Raw genomic sequence first — 17737 nt, 5'->3', positions numbered from 1 at the left:
GGCCCATCTGGAACCCGGGCAGATCGGCACTCGACGCCCTCGTCGAGCAGCGCACCCGCCTGACCGACGCCCGCGGCCCGCAGACGCTGTGGGAGGGATACGGGCAAGGCACCGCGGCGACACGCCTGCCGAGCGTGGTACGGCCCCCGCCGCGTTCGGGCGGGCGTATCGCGAGCTGGTGTCCGCTCGGCAGCCCTCGCTCGTCGTCGAGGTCGGCACGGCCTTCGGGGTGTCGGGCATGTACTGGCTCGCCGGTCTGGAAGGCAACGGCAACGGCCACCCCGTCACGTTCGAGATCAACCCCGCGTGGGCCGAGGTCGCCCGGGAGAACCTGGCGGCGGTGGGGACGAGGTTCACCCTGGTGGAGGGCAAGTTCGAGGACAACCTCGGCATGCTCGAAGCGCAGCACCCGCCGATCGGGTTGGCGTTCCTCGACGGCGTGCACACCAGCGAGTGGGTGATCCCCCAGTTCGAGGCCGTCGTCGCCGGCTCCGCTCCGGGAACGCTGGTGGTGTTCGACGACATCGACTTCTCCGCCGACATGGGCGACTGCTGGGCCAGGCTCTCCCGCGACGCCCGGGTGCGCGCCTCGCTCACCCTCGGCGCCCGGGTGGGCGTGGTCGAACTCGCCGCCGCCGCCGCCGCGAACCCGTAGCCCGTAGCCCGTAGGGCAAACCGCAGGTTAAACCGCAGGTTTCGCGCCAATCTGTCAACGAACCGGCGCCTGCCGCAGGTTCGTTGACAGATTGGCGCGCTAGCCGCGCTTTTTCAGACGAGGCCGAGGGCGAGCATCGCACGGGCGACACGCTGGAAGGCGGCGATGTTGGCGCCGACGATGTAGTTGCCGGGGGCGCCGAACGCGTCGGCCGTCTCCAGGCACACCGCGTGGATGCCCTCCATGATCGTGGCCAGCTTGGACTCGGTGAACTCGAACGTCCACGAGTCGCGGCTCGCGTTCTGCTGCATCTCCAGCGCGGAGGTGGCCACTCCGCCGGCGTTGGCCGCCTTGCCCGGCCCGAAAGACACCCCCGCCTCGACGAACGCCCGCGCCGCGTTCGCCGTGCACGGCATGTTCGCTCCCTCGGCGACGGCGATGCAGCCGTTGTCGATCAGCGACTTCGCGCCGCTGCCGGAAAGCTCGTTCTGCGTCGCACAGGGAAGCGCGACGTCGCACGGGATCGACCAGATGTCGCCGTGGGGCAGGTGCGTGGCCGATGCCCGTCGCTCGGCGTACACCGTCAGCCTGGCCCGCTCCACCTCCTTCACCTGCTTCAACAGGTCGAGGTCGATCCCCGCGGGGTCGTGGACGACGCCGTCGCTGTCCGAACACGCGACGACCTTCGCCCCCAGCTCGTGCAGCTTCTCGATCGCGTAGATCGCCACGTTTCCCGCGCCGGACACCAGGCACGACCTGCCGTCCAGCGACAGGCCCCGGGCACGCAGCATCGCGTCGGTGAAGAACACCACGCCGTAGCCCGTCGCCTCGGTGCGCACGAGCGATCCGCCCCAGGCGGTGCCCTTGCCGGTGATCACACCGGACTCGTACCGGTTCGTGATCCGCTTGTACTGGCCGAACAGGTAGCCGATCTCACGCGTGCCGACGCCGATGTCGCCGGCGGGCACGTCGGTGTACTCGCCGAGGTGTCGCGCGAGCTCCAGCATGAAGCTCTGGCAGAAGCGCATCACCTCGTCGTCGGAGCGGCCCTTCGGGTCGAAGTCGGCGCCGCCCTTGGCGCCCCCGATCGGCATCCCGGTGAGCGCGTTCTTGAAGATCTGCTCGAAGCCGAGGAACTTCACGATGCCGAGGTTTACGGAAGGGTGGAACCGCAAGCCGCCCTTGTACGGGCCGAGCACGCTGTTGAACTCGACCCTGAAGCCGCGGTTGATGTGCACCTCGCCGTGGTCGTCCTGCCACGGCACCCGGAAGATCACCTGGCGCTCGGGCTCGCAGATCCGCTGGATGATCTTGTGCCTGGTGAACTCGGGGTACCTGGCCACGACCGGGCCGAGCGACTCGAGCACCTCGCGGGTGGCCTGGTGGAACTCGGGCTCGGCGGGATTGCGACGCACGACGTCGTCGAAGATGGCCTCGAGCTTTTCGTCGATCATGGGCCTGAGGATGTCAAACGAGGCGGCCGGCACCCAAGACCGCCGGCCGGGCATGCTCACATCCGCTTCAAGAACTCCAGCATCACTCGGTCGACGACCGGGGTGGGCAGGTACTCCATCAGCGCCCGTTCCCTGGCCGGGCGGACGCTGTAGGACGGGCCGGGCCGCTTCGCGGTCAGGGCCTTCAGCACGGCCTCGGCGAGGATCTCCGGGTCGCTCGAGTGCTCGCCCTCGCGGACGGCCGCACCGCGCATCTTGCGCAGCACCTTGCCGAACAGCTGCGACTGGTCTGCGGCGCGGTCGAAGTTGGGACCGATCGAGGCGGTCATCTCCGTGCGGAACGGGCCGGGCTGGATCTTCACCACGTGCATGTCGAGCAGCGCCAGCTCCCGCCGCAGCGAGTCCGAGTACGCCTCGATCGCGTGCTTGGTCATCGCGTAGGCGCCGTTGAAGGGGGCGCCGCTCTGCCAGCCGGTCTCCGAGCTGATGTTCACGATCCGCCCCTTGCGCGCCTTCAGCAGCGGGAAGAACGCCTGGTTCACCCGGTAGGTGCCGAACACGTTGACGTCGAAGATGCGCCGCAGCGTGTCCTCGGGAAGCTCGATCATCGATCCGATGGTGAGGATCCCGGCGAAGTTGACGATGCCGTCCAGCCCCTTAGTGAGCTTGCCGACCTTGGCCACAGCGCGGTTGACGCTGGCCTGGTCGGTCACGTCGACGGCGACCGGCACGACGTCGACGGCCTTCGTCAGGCGACGCAGCGCGGCCTGGTCGAAGTCCCCGGCAAAGACCGTCCAGCCCTTCTTCACGAGCAGCTCGGTGGACGAGCGGCCAAGACCACCGGCCGCCCCGGTGATGAACACCGTGCGCTTGCGACGATTCTCAGACATGCCTCGACTCCTTCCGTTGGTGGACGACTCGATGCGCGATTCTCCGTCCGCAGGCAGGTGTAGGGCCAATCCGGCGCCCTCGTTCACGTGCTCCAGTCGATGGAAGTGCGATATCTCAATACAGACGGGTGCTCTGACATATCGCACTTCCACGGCACCGACGGCCGGGGCGCCGCGGCGGGCGCGCGGTGGCGCCGTTACGCCTGAGCCACTCGATGCGCAGAATCGCCGTGAGCTTCGGCAGGTTCGGTTCAGGCGGTGCGCCAGCGGCCGATCTCGTCGAAGCCGGTGTCGGTCAGCACCGCATACGCCGGAGTTGATGCCACAGGCATCTGGAACACGACCACACCTGCGGTGCAGTTCCCTGCGGCAAGTTCGATCGTCGTCAGCGTCTGACCCCCGAGCTCGGCGCCGTAGCTGACGTTCGACGCGTCGGTCACCACCCAGTACAACGGGTTCACCGACAGCGGCGCGGATCCGGCGCACAGCTCGACGTCGATCTCGACGAGCTGGTTTCCGTCGGCGACGTCGACGAAGTCGTTGCGTGGCGCGGCGTTGCCGGTCACGGACCGCACGGCTGCGGTGCCGCCGTCGGCGATCGTGACGACCTCACCGGGCCCGGCGCTGACCGGCGGCTGCGTCGGCGCCAACGGGCCAGCGACTGGGACGGTCGAAGCGGTCGACCAACGCCCGACTTCGCGGAAGATGGCGTCGGTGAAGATCACCGACGCCAGCGTGCGCCCATCGGGAACGGTCAGATCAATCGTCCCACCGGTGCAGCCTCCCGGTGCGACACCGAACGTCTCGAACGCCTGACCGCCGAGCGCGGCGTCGGCGGCTGTGTTGTCGTCGAGCGACCCGGAGAAGTAGAGCGGGTTCGCTGGAAGCACCTCCGACCCGGCGCACAGCTCGACGGCGATCCGTGTGAACGTCGTGCCTGGGTCCGGGGTGATGAAGTCGCTCAACGGCGGTGCGTTCGGCGTCACCGAGTTCACCCGTGCTATCGCGCCGTCACCGATGTCGATCGTGTCACCGATCACCGGATCCGCCGGAGGAGGTGGCGGCTCGGTCTCCGGCGGTTCCGTCTCCGGCGGTTCCGTCTCCGGCGGCTCGGTCGCCGGCGGCTCGGTGTCGGGTGCGTCGGTGTCGGGTGCGTCGGTGTCGTTAACCTCGGTCGTGCCCGCCCCGCCGTCACCGTCGTCGTCGGTGTTGCCGCCGCCGGCCACGGTGGAGATGACCCCGATTACGACGATCGCGGCGATCGCGATCACCCACCACCTCTTCCAGAACGGCTTGCGCGGTGGCACGGGCGGCGGCGCTGGAGGAGGCAGATTCGTCATGTCAGCCAGCGTACGCTCGGCGGGTCGCACGACGCCGGATACGCGCCACGACACCGGCGCTGACGCCCTCGGTCACGTGCTCCGTCGATGGAAGTGCGATATCTCAATACAGACGGGTGCTCTGACATATCGCACTTCAGGCCGTACCGACGGCCGCACGCCGTACCGACGGCCGCTGGCCGTACCGACGGCCGGGGCGCCGCTACGTCGAAGTCACTCGATGCGCAGGCCGGAGATCGCGCGGGCGATGACGAGCTGCTGGATCTCGCTGGTGCCTTCGAAGATCGTGTGGATCTTCGCGTCGCGGTGCCAGCGCTCCACCGGGTACTCACGCGTGTAGCCGTAGCCGCCGAGGATCTGGATCGCCTCTTCGGTCACCCACACCGCCACCTCGCTGGCCTTGTACTTGCTCATCGAGCCTTCGGCGTTCTTGTAGCCGCCGTTCTTGGCCAGCCACGCGGCCCGCCAGATGAGCAGGCGAGCGGCGTCGATCTCGGTGATCATGTTGGCCAACTTGAAGGCGATCGCCTGGTTCATGATGATCGGCTTGGCGAACGCGTGGCGCTCCTTCGCGTAGTCGAGCGCGTACTCGTAGGCGGCCCGGGCGATGCCGAGCGCCTGGGCACCGACGGCCGGGCGAGTTGCCTCGAAGGTGGACATCGCGGGCTGCTTGGCACCGGTCGAGCCCATCTCCTTGGCCCGGGCCAGCTTGGCGTCGAGCTTCTCCTTGCCCCCGAGCAGGCAGCGACCCGGCACGCGCACGTCGTCGAGCACGACCTCGGCGGTGTGGCTGGCGCGGATGCCGTGCTTCAGGTACTTCTGCCCCTGCCACAGGCCCTTCGTGCCGCCGGGAACGACGAAGCTCGCCTGGCCGCGACCCTTCAGCTCCGGGTCGACGGCGGCGACGACGACGTGCACGTTGGCGATGCCGCCGTTCGTGATCCACGCCTTCGTGCCGTTCAGCACCCACTCGTCGGTGGCCTCGTCGTAAACCGCACGGGTGCGCAGGCTGCTGACGTCGCTGCCCGCGTCGGGCTCGCTCACGCAGAACGCGCCGAGCTTGACGTCGTCGGGTGTCCCGTAGCACTGCGGCACCCACTCCATCACCTGCTCGGGCGTGCCGTTACCGCTGATGCCGGCGGCGGCGAGGGCCGAGCCCATGATCGCCATGCCGATGCCGGCGTCACCCCAGAAGAGCTCCTCGATCGCGACGGGCAAGGTCAACCCGTTCGGGTCGCTCATCGCGTTGAGCAAGAAGTCGACGCCGTACAGGCCGATCTTCGCTGCCTCCTCGACCACGGGCCAGGGGAACTCCTCCCGCTCGTCCCACTCGTGGGCGGCGGGGCGGATGACGCCTTCCGCGAAGTCGTGCACCCACTTCTGGATCTGCAGCTGGTCTTCGTTGAGCTGAAGCGAGAAGTCTGCCATGTGCTCCAAGTTACCAAGCGGTAACCGCCGTGGCTACCCCTCGGTAACTTCGCCTTCCGTGCCTGGTCCCCCGCCGCGGCAGGTGCCAGCATGAGCCTCCGGATGAGCGCCCTCACCAGCGGACCCGAGACGACGACCCCGTCCGCGCAGCCCACTCCCGCGCCGCGTGGTGAGCCTGCCGCGCGCCTCGTCTCCGGGCGTGGTGTGCTCGCCGGCCTGCTCGTCTTCACCGGGTCGATGCACCTGCTGGTGGCGGCGGGGCGAGGTGTCGGGTGGAAGCTCGAAGGGTTCGCGCTGGCGGTCGCCGGCATCGTCTCGCTGGTGCTCGGCCTGGCCGTCGTCGTCACCGACCGGAGGTGGGCGATGTGGGCGGCGTTGCTGGTGTCGACCCTCGGCGCGGCCACCCTGTCGTTCACACGCACGGTCGGCTATCCCTTCGGTCCCTACGACGCCACCGCGCCGAGCCCGAGCGGCCTCGAGCTCGTGCTCGTGGCCACCCAGCTCGTCACCGGCACGATCGCCGCCGCCGGCTTGTTCACCTCCGGCAAGGTCCTCGGCCCTCGCGGATGGCACATCGCCAACCTGGCCCCGCTCGCCGTCGCCGTCGCCGCCGTGCCCGGCCTGGCCGCCGGCTCGTGGGTGCAAGACGCCGCCGGCGGGTTGATCACCGGCGATCACACCCACGACACCACCGTCGCCGGCGTTCCGCTTTCGACGTTGACCGCCGACGAGCGAGCCGTGCTGGGCGGGGAGCTCGTCGAGGTGCGAGATCTGGCGTTGTCCCTGCCCACGCTCGCCGACGCGCTGGAGGCCGGCTGGTCACGGGTCGGAGTCGACACTGCGCTCGACGGCCTCTTGGCCGTGCCCCCGCAGGCCTCGGGGCGTCCCGGCACGTTCGCGATCGACCGTCCGCTCGGCCTCGTCTACGCGAGCGACTCGCCCGGTGCCGCGGTCGTCGGCGTGGAGTACGCGCTGTGGCCCGACGACGGCGAAGCGCCGGAGGGCTTCACCGGCGGCGACGACATCTGGCACCCCCACGCCGGCACCTGCACGGTCGTCGCGGGCGGTGGCCGGCCGGAGCTGCATCTGCCCCTCGACGCCGCGGTCACCGGAGTGGACTGCGAGCTGGTCGGTGGCGAGCTCGACCCGGAAACGGCGTGGATGCTCCGGGTGTGGGCGGTGCCAGGGTGGGAGAACCCGGCCGGGATCTTCGCCCACCAGCACCCCGCCCTCGGCTAGACCGAGATGGTGCCGCGCGTCAGCCGGCTCGGCGGGGGCGGGCGGCGCGCCCGCGGGCGAGCTGGCGCTTGTGCTCGATGAAGTCGACGAGCACGTAGTCGCCGAGCGTCTCGGGGGTGGTGAAGAACGCCCGGCCGCGGTTGATCGAGGTGAGCCGCTCGACGAAGTCCTGCAGGTAGCCGTTGGCGTCGAGCATGAACGTGTTGATCCGGATGCCGTCGCGGGTGCAGCGGACCACCTCGCGCAGCGTGGCCTCGATCGTCTCGGGCACCGGCGGGTAGTGGAAGAACACGTCGCCGTCACCGGAGATGTGAGCGGTCGGCTCGCCGTCGGTGATCATGATGATCTGCTTCGTCCCGCTCTGGCGCGCCAGCAGCTGACGTGCGAGCAGCAGGCCGTGCTGCATGTTCGTGCCGTAGACGAAGTCCCACGACACCTCCGGAAGCTGTTCCGCGGTGAGGATGCGCGCGGTCTCGGAGAAGCCGACGATGCCCATGTAGTCGCGCGGGAACTGCGACGTGATCAGCGAGTGCAGGGCCATCGCCACCTTCTTGGCGGGCAGGAAGTTGTCGCGCATCGGCATCGACAGCGACAGGTCGAGCATCAGCACCGTCGACGAGCGGGTGAGGTGCTCGGTGCGTTCGACCTCGAAGTCGTCGGGTGAGAGCTGCACCGGCGTTCCGGCACCCTGGCGGTGCAGCGCGTTGCGAATGGTGCGGTGCAGGTCGAGGTTGAACGGGTCGCCGTACTCGTAGTGCTTGGTCTCGTAAGTGCGCTCGTGCCCGTGGCCGAGGCGGTCCATCTCGTGCTGGCCGAGCTTGTCCTTGGACAACTTGCTGAACAGGTCGCGCAGCGCGTTCGAGCCGATCTTGCGCAACCCCTTCGGCGTGAGCTCCAGCCGGCCCTCCTTCTGCTCGATCAGGCCGGCCTCTTCGAGCATCTTCGTGAGCTCGGCGAGACGCTCGAGCGACCGGGCGGCGTCGTCGCCGAGCAGATCGCGAACGCGGTCCATGTCGGCCTCGGCGAGCTGTCCGGGGGTCGTCGCGTGACGCAGCAGGTTCTCGAGCTGGTCGAGCTCACCGAGCTCCTGCATGGTCTGCATCGCCTGGGCGAAACCCATCGGGTCTTGGCCCTCGAAGTCGTAGCTGCGGTTCCAGCTCATCTGCGGGAACAGCTGCTGCAGGTTCTGGCCGAGCTGGTCCATCTGCCAGCGCAGATCCATGTCCTCGAGCAACTGGTCGGAGAGCTGCTGCAGCTGGGCCCGCTGCTCGGGACTCATCGAGTTGAGCATCGCCTGCATGGCTGCCATGCGCTGCGCGATCAGCTCCAGCAGCTCGTCGAGTGACTGCGGATCTTCGGGGAAGAAGTCGCCGTACTGCTCCATGAACTGCTCGAAGCCCGGGTCGTCGCCGCGGGCGCGGCGCTCGAGCATCTCGTTCAGCGCGGCGAGCATGTCCTTCATCCGCTGCATGTCCTGCGCGGACATGTTCTGCATCGCCGACGACATCTGGTCGACCATCTGCTGCATCAGCTGCTCACGCAACTTGTCCATCAGCTGCTCGAACCGCTGGCGCGCCTCGGCGGACTCGAAGTCGTACGCGGACAGCTCACGCACCTTGCCGGCGAGGTCGTCGGGAAGCATGTCGAGGCGGAAGTTGCGCTCGTCGGCGGCACTGCGCGCGGTCTCGGCGCGACGCTCGTCGCCGGAGGCCTCCGCGTCGCGCACGGCGTTCTCGATGGCGTGGCGCTCCTCGTCGACGATGTCGCCGAGCTCGTCGGCGATCTCCTGGTAGACGCCGCCGAGGTCGGAGCGCTCCAGGCGCTCGCGCCGCTGCTGGCGGAGCTGCTCCATGATCTCGCGCAGCCCCTGCAACTGTTCGCCGTTGCGGTCACGCAGACCGTTCTGCATCATCCTGCGCAGGGCGTTGTTGACGTCGCCGTGGTACAGCAGGTCGTCGGTGATCTCGTCGAACAGGGCGTCGGCGTCCAGGTCGAAGCCGCGCTGTGAGCCGTCCCAGCGCGAATACGTGAACCGGGTGGCCATCGGCGAAGGGTACCCCCGCTCACGGCGAGTGGTGGTCCGTACGTCACACCATGAACCGCGACTGCCAGCGCGTCCGGGCGTAGCCTGGCGCACGATTGCCATGCGCGTTCCCCGCACCTTCGTGTTCGTCGACCTGTCCGGATTCACCGACTACACCGCCGTCAACGGCGACGATGCAGCCGGTCGGATCCTGTCGGCCTTCCGCGCGATCGCCCGCGACGTCGCCTCCGAGCGCGGGGTGCGCATCGCGAAGTGGCTCGGCGACGGGTGCATGGTCGTCGCCGTCGACCAGTCCGACGCGGTGATGTTCGCGCTCGAGCTCGGGCGGGCCTGCGTTCAGCCCTGTCACCCGTTGACGCTGCGGGTCGGTGCCGCCAGTGGCTATGCCTTGCTGTTCGAGGGCGACGACTACATCGGGTCGGCGGTGAACCTCGCGGCACGCCTGTGCGACGCCGCCACCGAGTGGGAGGTGTTGCTGCCGGCATCGCAGGTGGAAGCACTGCCCGAAGGGGTCAACGCCGAGCCGCACGAGCCGATGCTGCTGCGTGGCTTCCCCGGCCCGATCGAGGTCGTGAACCTCACCGGCGAACCGGTGTCGGACGGGCGCCACGACACCGGCGAGCTGTGGACGCGCTCACCCTTCGTGGCCTGAACCCGCGACTTCAGCGCTTGCGGTAGGTGGCGCGAGCGCCCGACGCGTCTTTGTTGAGCCGCTTGGACAGGTGCAGCCCCTCGAGCACGAACTCGACCGCGGCGGCGACCGCGGCCGGCGACTCGTCACCGCCCGTCAGGGCGAGCACGGGTGCACGCAGCGCCGGCACCTGCTCCACGGTGCGGGCCTCTTCCGGCGAGGGCACGTCTTCTCCCGTGTGCGCGACGACACCGTCTTCGAACGCGGCGACCACGTCGCGCACGGTCTCGGGGCTGACCCGTTCCTTGTACACGGTCAGCACCGCGCCCTTCACGAGGTTCTCCAAGATCGCGCCCTCGCGACCCTCTTCGAGCGACTCGATCTCGACCTTGCCGCTCGTCGACGCGGCCAAGGCGTCGAGGTCGCAGACGCGTGGCACAACCGACACCTCGCCCGCCCGCAGGCCGCGGCGCAGTGCGTTCGCCGCGAGCACCTCCAGGTTGCTGACGCTGAGGCGCACGCTGACCCCACTGCGCTGGTTGACGTGGCTGCTCGCCCGGGCGAGCTGGCTGAAGGTGGCCACGACGTCTTCCATGTAGGACGGCATCGAGACGGTCACCCCGCCGACGTCGCCCTGCCTCGCCTCCTGGCGCATGATCGCCACCTCGACCGGGACGTCGAGGGGGTAGTGCGTGCGGATCTGGCTGCCGAAGCGGTCCTTCAGCGGAGTGATGATGCGGCCGCGATTGGTGTAGTCCTCGGGATTGGCCGAGGCGACGAGCATCACGTCGAGGGGCAGGCTGATCTTGTAGCCGCGGATCTGCACGTCGCGCTCTTCGAGCACGTTCAGCATGCCGACCTGGATGCGCTCGGCGAGGTCGGGCAGCTCGTTGATCGCGAAGATGCCCCGGTTGGTGCGCGGCACGAGGCCGTAGTGCAGCGTCAGCTCGTCGGACAGGTAGCGGCCCTCGGCGACCTTGATCGGGTCGACCTCGCCGATCAGGTCGGCGATGGAGGTGTCCGGCGTGGCCAGCTTCTCGCCGTAGCGAGTGGAGCGGTGCACCCATTCGATCGGGGTGTCGTCACCGCGGTCGGCGACGAGGTCGCGGGCGTGGCGGGACACCGGATGAGACGGGTCGTCGTTGATCTCGCTGCCGGCGATGATCGGCATCCACTCGTCGAGCAAGCCGGTGAGAGAGCGGATCATGCGCGTCTTCGCCTGACCGCGCTCGCCGAGGAAGATCACATCGTGACCGGCGAGCAGCGCGTTCTCGAGCTGAGGCATCACCGTGTGCTCGTAGCCCATGACACCCTCGAAGAGGGGCTCGCCGGCGGCGATCTTGGCCACGGCGTTGCGGCGGATCTCCTCCTTGACCGGCGCCGAACGCCAGCCGGACTCGATCAGCTGGCCGAGTGTGGCCGGTGACGGATGCGTTCGCTGCGCCATGGACCGACCCTACCGCCGACTCCCCACGGCGGTGACGGGGAGCCCGCGGGTTACGGGCAGGTCGACCTACGACGCGGCTAATCGAGGTTGAACCCGTCCACATCCGGCGCGGGCGGCTTTCGTAGGTCGACCAGCATGCGCGCCGCCACGAACAGGACCAGCGTGGCGAAGAGGACGTTCGACACCGTGTCGTCGAGGTTCCGCGAGACGTACGTTCCGGCGAGCGCCGACACGACGCCGGACGCGCCGACGGTGGCCGCCACCCGCAAGTCGGTGTTGTCGTTCGAGCGGTTGCGCCAGGTGCCCATCAGCGCCGTCGGGATGATCACCGCCACCGAGGTCCCCTTGGCGACGACGGGGGCGATGCCGATGACCGCGATCATCACCGGAACCATGATCACTCCACCGCCGACGCCGAGCAGTCCGGCGAGGATGCCGGTGAGCACGCCCACGCCGATGAGGGCGATCGCCCCGAGCACCGTCAGACTCGCCCGCCCGGATGCCTCGGTGGGGATGAACAGGCGAATCGCGGTGGCAATCAGGACGATCGCGAACACGAGGGCGAGAGCGCGGTGGGGCAGCACGTGGAGCAGGCGTGTGCCGATCAGCGCACCGACCACCGCGCCACTCGCGAGGAGAGCCGCCACCGGCCAGTCGACGTTGCCGGCGATCGCGTAGCCGACGAGGCTCGCCGCGGAGATCGGCAACACGGCGGCCAAGCTCGTGCCGTGCGCGAGGCGCTGGTCCATGCCGAGCAGGTACACCAATGCCGGCACGACGAGGATCCCGCCACCGACGCCGAACACCCCGGACAGGAATCCCGCGGCGAGGCCGACGAGGAGCGTACGCACCCGGGCACCGTACTGCGGCCACCGGGGTGCGACCCTCGTCCGGTTACCCTGCCCCGATGGATCTGTCGGGCACCTGGCGGGCAGCGCCAGCCGACGACGAGCTCCGCCGCTCGGCGATCGGCCTCGACGTGAACGACGACGGGTGGGAGCGCGTACCGGTCCCCGGGCACTGGCGCTCCGTCCCCGCGTTCGCCGAAAGCGACGGACCGATGCTCTACCGCACGAGCTTCGAGCAGCCCGTGCCCGAGCCGGGCGAGCGTCGCTGGGTGGTGCTCGACGGGATCTTCTACCAGGGCGACGTGTGGCTCGATGGCGCCTATCTCGGCGACCCGGAGGGGTACTTCGTGCCCCACGCCTACGACGTGACCGCGCTGTGCCGCCTGGGGAGCGAACACGCCCTCGCCGTAGAGGTGACGTGCTCGCCACAGACCGACAAACGCGCGAAGCGCAACATCACCGGTGTATTCCAGCACTGGGACTGCATCCGGCCGGGGTGGAACCCCGGCGGCATCTGGCGACCGGTGCGGATCGAGTCCACCGGAGCGGTGCGCATCGATCGCCTGCGCGTGCTGTGCCGCGACGCCGACGAATCACGAGCGCACCTGCGCCTGCACGCCCGCTTCGACAGCGAGACTGCCCGCTCGGTACGCCTGATGACGTGGGTCGACGGCCAGCTCGTGCACGCCGACGAGCGCACACTCGCCCATGGCGTGAACGACCACGACTGGACCGTCGACGTCGAGCACCCGCGGCTGTGGTGGCCATGGGCCCTCGGGGAGCCACAGCTCACCGACGTCGCCGTCGAGGTGCTGGTCGACGGTCAACCGAGCCACCGTCTGGAGCTGCGCACGGGGCTGCGCGAAGTGGCGATGCAGGGTTGGAAGCTGTCGGTCAACGGCGAGCAGCTCTTCGTGAAGGGCGCGAACCTCGCCCCCACCCGGACCGCGCTCGCCGACGCCTCGGCCGAGGAGCTGCGCCGCGACATCGGCCTCGCCCGCGACGCGGGACTCGACATGGTGCGCGTGCACGCGCACATCAGCCGCCCCGAGCTGTACGACGCCGCCGACGAGGCCGGCATGCTCGTGTGGCAGGACTTCCCCTTGCAGTGGGGCTACGCCCGTCAGGTGCGCCGGCAAGCGGTGCGCCAGGCGGAGGAAGCGGTGTACTCGCTCGGCCACCACCCGTCGATCGCGGTGTGGTGCGGGCACAACGAGCCGTTTCGCCTCGACCTCCAACCCGGCGAACCCCTCGACACCGGCAAGCTCGTCGTCACCCTGGCCGCCGCCAACCAGCTACCCACCTGGAACAAGAGCGTGCTCGACCGATGGGTGAAGCGGACGTTCGAGCGCTCCGACGACACCCGACCGGTCGTCGCTCACAGCGGCGTGTTACCCCACCTGCCCCAGCTCGACGGCACCGATAGCCACCTCTACTTCGGTTGGTTCCACGGGGACGAGCGAGATCTGCCCGGGTTCGCGGCCACCGTGCCGCGCCTCGTGCGCTTCGTCAGCGAGTTCGGCGCGCAGGCGGTGCCGACCGAGGCGTCGTTCATGGAACCACGGCAGTGGCCGCACCTCGACTGGGTACACCTCGCCACCCGCTACGGCATGCAGGCCGAGCTGTTCTCCCGGTACGTACCCCCCGCCGAGCACGACACCTTCGCGTCGTGGCAGCAGGCGTCGCAGGAGTACCAGGCCAAGCTCGTCAAGCACCATGTCGAGACGCTGCGGCGCCTCAAGTACCGCCCGACGGGTGGGTTCTGCGTGTACATGCTGAACGACGCCGAGCCGATGGTGTCGTGCAGCATGCTCGACCACGAACGCCAGCCGAAGCAGGCGTTCCACGCCCTGGCCGAGGCCTGCGCGCCTGTGATCGTCGTCGCCGACCGCCTCCCCGTCGAATGCCGGCCCGACGACGCGCTGGCGCTCGACGTGCACGTCGTGAGCGACCTGCGCTCCCCCCTCACGGATGCCGTCGTCACCGCGACGCTCAACTGGCCGGGGGGAACGCAGCACTGGCAATGGCAAGGCGACATCGGAGCCGACGACTGCGTTCGCGTCGGTACGGTCAAGCACGTCGTGCCCGACGTCGAAGGCCCGCTGGTGCTCGATCTGACGCTCGTCGCCGGCGACGTCGTGGCCACCAACCGCGACCACTGCACGATCACCCGTCGGGCGGACTGAGGTCTACGAGCGGGACAGGGTCTTGCGGTTCTTGAACTTGGCCTTCAGGTAGTCCGCGTTCATCAGCGCGATCACGTCGATCGAGATGCTCTTCGGGCACGCGGCCTCGCACTCGCCGTGGTTCGTGCACGAGCCGAAGTGCTCGTCCATCGTCTCGACCATCGCCTCGACGCGGCGGTAGCGCTCCGCCTGCCCCTGCGGTAGCAGGTTGAGGTGGGCGATCTTGGCCGCGGTGAACAGGTTCGCCGCCCCGTTCGGGCATGCCGCCACGCACGCGCCGCAGCCGATGCACTCCGCGGCGTCCATCGACGCGTCGGCGACGGGCTTTGGGATCGGGATCAGGTTCGCGTCGGGCGCGCCACCGGTAGGGGCGGTGATGAACCCGCCCGCCTCGACGATGCGGTCGAATGCACCGCGGTCGACCATCAGGTCCCTGACGATGGGGAACGCCGACGCGCGCCACGGTTCGACGACGATCGTGTCACCGCTCGCGAACTTGCGCATGTGCAGCTGGCAGGTGGCTGTGCCGCGCTGGGGGCCGTGGGCCTGGCCGTCGATCATCAACGAGCACGTGCCGCAGATGCCTTCGCGGCAGTCGTGGTCGAAGGTGATCGCCTCCTTGCCCTCTTCGATGAGCTGCTCGTTCAAGATGTCGAGCAGCTCGAGGAACGACGCCTCGTCGCTGATCGAGTCGATGCGGTAGCTCTCGAAGCGGCCGGAGTCGTCCGGGCCGGCCTGGCGCCAGATGGTGAGGGTGAGGTTGTTCAGCGTGCTCACTTGTAGCTCCGGGTGGCGAGGTGGACGGTCTCGAATTCGAGCTGTTCGACGTGGCGGACGGCGTTCATCGGGTCACCGGTCCACTCCCATGCGGCGACGTGGGCGAAGCGCTCGTCGTCGCGCAGCGCCTCGCCTTCGTCGGTCTGGTACTCGGCGCGGAAGTGGCCGCCACAGCTCTCCTCACGCTCGAGGGCGTCGCGGCACATCAGCATCCCCAGCTGGAAGAAGTCGTCGACACGCCCTGCCTTCTCGAGCGTCTGGTTGGTGGTGTCGCCGCCACCGGTGACGCGCAAGTCCTGGCAGAACTCCTCGTACAGCGCAGGCAGTTCGGCGAGCGCCTTCTGCAGGCCTTGCGCGGTGCGCTCCATCCCGCAGTTGTCCCAGATGATCTTGCCGAGCTCACGATGGAACCAGTCCGGCGAGCGCTTGCCATTCATGTCGAGGTAGCGCTGGTACCGGTCGCGCGCCGCCTGCTCGGCGGCACGGAACTCGGGGTGATCGGTGCCCGGGATCGCCTGGTTGAGCATCGGCGCGAGGTAGTTGCCGATCGTGTACGGCAGCACGAAGTAGCCGTCGGCGAGACCCTGCATGAGCGCGGAGGCGCCGAGGCGGTTCGCGCCGTGGTCCGAGAAGTTCGCCTCGCCGGCCGCGTAGAGGCCGGGCACGTTGGTCATCAGCTCGTAGTCGACCCACAGCCCGCCCATCGTGTAGTGCGAAGCGGGGTAGATGCGCATCGGCACGTCGTAAGGGTTCTCGCCGGTGATGCGCTCGTACATCTCGAACAGGTTCCCGTACCGCTCGGCGATGACCGGCTGGCCGAGGCGGCCGATGGCGTCGGAGAAGTCGAGGTAGACACCGTTCTGCAGAGGCCCGACGCCGCGGCCCGAGTCGACCGCCCGCTTGGCCGCGCGCGAGGAGATGTCACGCGGGGCGAGGTTGCCGAACGAGGGGTAGAGCCGCTCCAGGTAGTAGTCGCGCTCCCCCTCGGGGATCTGGTCGGCGGCCCTCGTGTCGCCCACCTGTGAGGGCACCCACACCCGCCCGTCGTTGCGCAGCGACTCCGACATCAGCGTCAGCTTCGACTGGAACTCGTCGGACTGGGGGATGCAGGTGGGGTGGATCTGGGTGTAGCACGGGTTCGCGAACAGCGCGCCCTTGCGGTGCGCCCGCCACGCCGCGGTGACGTTGCACGCCATCGCGTTGGTGGAGAGGAAGAAGACGTTCCCGTAGCCGCCGGTGGCGAGCACCACCGCATGTGCGGCGTGCGAAGCCACCTCGCCGTTCATCAGGTCGCGGGTGACGATGCCCGCGCAGCGGCCGTCGACGACCACCACGTCGACCAGCTCGACCCGGTTCCACAACTTCACCGTGCCGAGCCCGACCTGGCGGGCGAGCTGCTGGTAGGCGCCGAGGAGCAACTGCTGGCCGGTCTGGCCCCTCGCGTAGAACGTGCGGCTCACCTGCGCCCCGCCGAAGCTGCGGTTGTCGAGCAGACCGCCGTACTCCCGGGCGAAGGGCACTCCCTGCGCGACGCACTGGTCGATGATGTCGACCGACACCTGGGCCAGGCGGTAGACGTTGCCCTCGCGACTGCGGAAGTCGCCGCCCTTCACCGTGTCGTAGAACAGGCGGTGGATGCTGTCGCCGTCGCCGCGGTAGTTCTTCGCCGCGTTGATCCCGCCCTGCGCGGCGATCGAATGCGCTCGCCGCGGCGAGTCGTGGAACGTGAACGCCTCCACCTGGTACCCGAGCTCGGCGAGAGTGGCCGCCGCCGAGGCTCCGGCGAGGCCGGTGCCGATGACGATCACCTTGAACTTGCGCTTGTTGTTCGGGTTGACGAGCTTCACATCCTGCTTATACGTGTCCCACATGTCCTCCACCGGCCCGGCGGGGATCTTGGACTCGAGCGAGATCGACATGACGAGAGCTCCTTCAGCCGACGACGCCGGCCAGCACGGCGAGGGGGAACGACACGTTGCCGACGACGACGAGTCCGGCCACACCGGCAGCCAGGCCGCGCCGCCAGCCGTTGAAGCGCGGGTTGTTCCACCCGAGCGACTGGAACAGGCTCCACGTGCCGTGGAACAGGTGCACGCCGAGCGCGATGTTGGCCAGCACGTAGAACAGTGCCACCGGCACGCGCTCGAAGCTGCGCACGACGTTGTCGTACACCGCGCCGCGCACGAACTCGCCGTCGGCGCCGATGCCGTTCGTCGTGCCCCAGGTGAAGTCCGCGAGGTGCCACAGCAAGAACAGCACGACGACGACGCCGGTGAGGCGCATGCTGCGGCTCGCGAAGTTGGCCACCTGGTAGTCACGCTCGCTCTGGTACTTAACCGGGCGAGCCTTGTGGTTCAAGCGAGTGAGGGTCACCGCGGCATGGACGTGCAACACCACTGCGGCGATGAGGACGAAGCGCAGCAGCCACAGGGCGACGGTGCGCGGCAGGATCGGCACGAGCAGCTCGCGCAGGAACTCGCCGTAGTGGTCGAGGTCCTCCTGCCCGAGGTACATCTTCAGGTTGCCGATCATGTGGACGACCACGAACCCGATGCCGATCAATCCGGTGATCGCCATCACGTACTTCTTGCCGACCGCCGTCGAGTAGAGGTCGAGCAGGAACGGCTTCCTCTTGCGGGTGTCCCGCCCGACGGCCGAGCCACCCACGGGTCCACGCGTCGTCGCCGTCTGCGCCATGTCGATGTCGCGCCTTTCTGCTGCGGTCGCCGCGTGGGTTCGAACACCCGCCATAGCGTCCGGCTTGCCGAGCGCTCCCGACGCTAGCCCTGCAGGTCGCG

Annotated in this window: 14 protein-coding genes; 4 read left to right on the top strand and 10 right to left on the bottom strand. The window is 68.9% G+C overall.

Translation table 11 applies throughout. The annotated features are described in order from the left end of the window. Nucleotides 1-178: 178 nt before the first annotated feature. Nucleotides 179-655 (top strand): class I SAM-dependent methyltransferase, encoded by a 477-nt coding sequence (locus tag IPM43_10990; GenBank protein ID QQS23942.1) that lies wholly within the window; start codon nt 179-181, stop codon nt 653-655. A 113-nt stretch (nt 656-768) separates the two neighbouring features. Here the strand turns inward: IPM43_10990 and gdhA are convergent, their stop codons facing one another. From gdhA to IPM43_10970, 4 genes are all read right to left on the bottom strand, one after another. Then, entirely contained in the window at nt 769-2109 is a 1341-nt protein-coding gene (gene gdhA / locus IPM43_10985) for an NADP-specific glutamate dehydrogenase (protein QQS23941.1), read from the bottom strand. 56 nt (nt 2110-2165) lie between these two features. Then, the gene (locus tag IPM43_10980; protein QQS23940.1) at nt 2166-2999 is read right to left on the bottom strand and encodes an SDR family NAD(P)-dependent oxidoreductase; all 834 of its coding nucleotides are present in this window, start codon (nt 2997-2999) and stop codon (nt 2166-2168) included. Nucleotides 3000-3250: 251 nt separating this feature from the next. Continuing rightward, nucleotides 3251-4339: a hypothetical protein gene (locus IPM43_10975; GenBank protein ID QQS23939.1), complete on the bottom strand. Its 1089-nt coding sequence runs from the start codon at nt 4337-4339 to the stop codon at nt 3251-3253. Between the two features lie 213 nt (nt 4340-4552). Further along, entirely contained in the window at nt 4553-5767 is a 1215-nt protein-coding gene (locus IPM43_10970; protein QQS23938.1) for an acyl-CoA dehydrogenase family protein, read from the bottom strand. A 102-nt stretch (nt 5768-5869) separates the two neighbouring features. On the opposite strand from IPM43_10970, the gene IPM43_10965 reads away from it, so the two are divergent. Continuing rightward, nucleotides 5870-7006, top strand: a complete 1137-nt coding sequence (locus IPM43_10965) for a hypothetical protein (protein QQS23937.1) — start codon at nt 5870-5872, stop codon at nt 7004-7006. 19 nt (nt 7007-7025) lie between these two features. Here the strand turns inward: IPM43_10965 and IPM43_10960 are convergent, their stop codons facing one another. Then, a complete protein-coding gene (locus tag IPM43_10960) occupies nt 7026-9050 on the bottom strand; it encodes a hypothetical protein (protein ID QQS23936.1) in 2025 nt (674 codons plus the stop codon). 100 nt (nt 9051-9150) lie between these two features. Here IPM43_10960 and IPM43_10955 point away from each other — a divergent pair, with 100 nt between their 5' ends. Further along, a complete protein-coding gene (locus IPM43_10955) occupies nt 9151-9702 on the top strand; it encodes an adenylate/guanylate cyclase domain-containing protein (protein ID QQS23935.1) in 552 nt (183 codons plus the stop codon). Between the two features lie 10 nt (nt 9703-9712). On the opposite strand, the gene IPM43_10950 is transcribed toward IPM43_10955, so the two are convergent. Together IPM43_10950 and IPM43_10945 are read right to left on the bottom strand one after the other, a co-directional pair. After that, on the bottom strand, nt 9713-11128 hold the full coding sequence (locus IPM43_10950) for a sigma 54-interacting transcriptional regulator (protein ID QQS23934.1): 1416 nt from the start codon (nt 11126-11128) through the stop codon (nt 9713-9715). A gap of 77 nt (nt 11129-11205) precedes the next feature. Continuing rightward, nucleotides 11206-11979, bottom strand: coding sequence for a sulfite exporter TauE/SafE family protein (locus IPM43_10945; protein ID QQS23933.1), 774 nt, complete (start codon nt 11977-11979; stop codon nt 11206-11208). A gap of 56 nt (nt 11980-12035) precedes the next feature. On the opposite strand from IPM43_10945, the gene IPM43_10940 reads away from it, so the two are divergent. Then, nucleotides 12036-14162, top strand: coding sequence for a hypothetical protein (locus IPM43_10940; GenBank protein QQS23932.1), 2127 nt, complete (start codon nt 12036-12038; stop codon nt 14160-14162). Nucleotides 14163-14165: 3 nt separating this feature from the next. On the opposite strand, the gene IPM43_10935 is transcribed toward IPM43_10940, so the two are convergent. From IPM43_10935 to IPM43_10925, 3 genes are read right to left on the bottom strand one after another with little or no spacing between them, the layout of a single operon-like run. Next, nucleotides 14166-14939 (bottom strand): succinate dehydrogenase/fumarate reductase iron-sulfur subunit, encoded by a 774-nt coding sequence (locus IPM43_10935; GenBank protein QQS23931.1) that lies wholly within the window; start codon nt 14937-14939, stop codon nt 14166-14168. Beyond that, complete coding sequence (locus IPM43_10930) at nt 14936-16852, bottom strand: fumarate reductase/succinate dehydrogenase flavoprotein subunit (GenBank protein ID QQS26438.1); 1917 nt, start codon at nt 16850-16852, stop codon at nt 14936-14938. The genes IPM43_10935 and IPM43_10930 overlap by 4 nt, the downstream gene beginning before the upstream one ends. Before the next feature lie 19 nt (nt 16853-16871). Then, complete coding sequence (locus tag IPM43_10925) at nt 16872-17606, bottom strand: succinate dehydrogenase cytochrome b subunit (GenBank protein QQS23930.1); 735 nt, start codon at nt 17604-17606, stop codon at nt 16872-16874. Nucleotides 17607-17737 lie beyond the last annotated feature (131 nt).

This window comes from Actinomycetota bacterium (assembly GCA_016700055.1).
GTDB lineage: Bacteria > Actinomycetota > Acidimicrobiia > Acidimicrobiales > Ilumatobacteraceae > Kalu-18.
The sequence above is the reverse complement of the archived record's forward strand: the minus strand, read 5'-3'. Positions and strand labels throughout refer to the sequence as shown.

Excerpts from the sequence above, each read along its gene's own strand:
- gdhA (QQS23941.1), bottom strand. The coding sequence starts at position 2,109 with ATGATCGACGAAAAGCTCGAGGCCATCTTCGACGACGTCGTGCGTCGC.
- IPM43_10980 (QQS23940.1), bottom strand. The coding sequence starts at position 2,999 with ATGTCTGAGAATCGTCGCAAGCGCACGGTGTTCATCACCGGGGCGGCC.
- IPM43_10975 (QQS23939.1), bottom strand. The coding sequence starts at position 4,339 with ATGACGAATCTGCCTCCTCCAGCGCCGCCGCCCGTGCCACCGCGCAAG.
- IPM43_10970 (QQS23938.1), bottom strand. The coding sequence starts at position 5,767 with ATGGCAGACTTCTCGCTTCAGCTCAACGAAGACCAGCTGCAGATCCAG.
- IPM43_10965 (QQS23937.1), top strand. The coding sequence starts at position 5,870 with ATGAGCGCCCTCACCAGCGGACCCGAGACGACGACCCCGTCCGCGCAG.
- IPM43_10960 (QQS23936.1), bottom strand. The coding sequence starts at position 9,050 with ATGGCCACCCGGTTCACGTATTCGCGCTGGGACGGCTCACAGCGCGGC.
- IPM43_10955 (QQS23935.1), top strand. The coding sequence starts at position 9,151 with ATGCGCGTTCCCCGCACCTTCGTGTTCGTCGACCTGTCCGGATTCACC.
- IPM43_10950 (QQS23934.1), bottom strand. The coding sequence starts at position 11,128 with ATGGCGCAGCGAACGCATCCGTCACCGGCCACACTCGGCCAGCTGATC.
- IPM43_10940 (QQS23932.1), top strand. The coding sequence starts at position 12,036 with ATGGATCTGTCGGGCACCTGGCGGGCAGCGCCAGCCGACGACGAGCTC.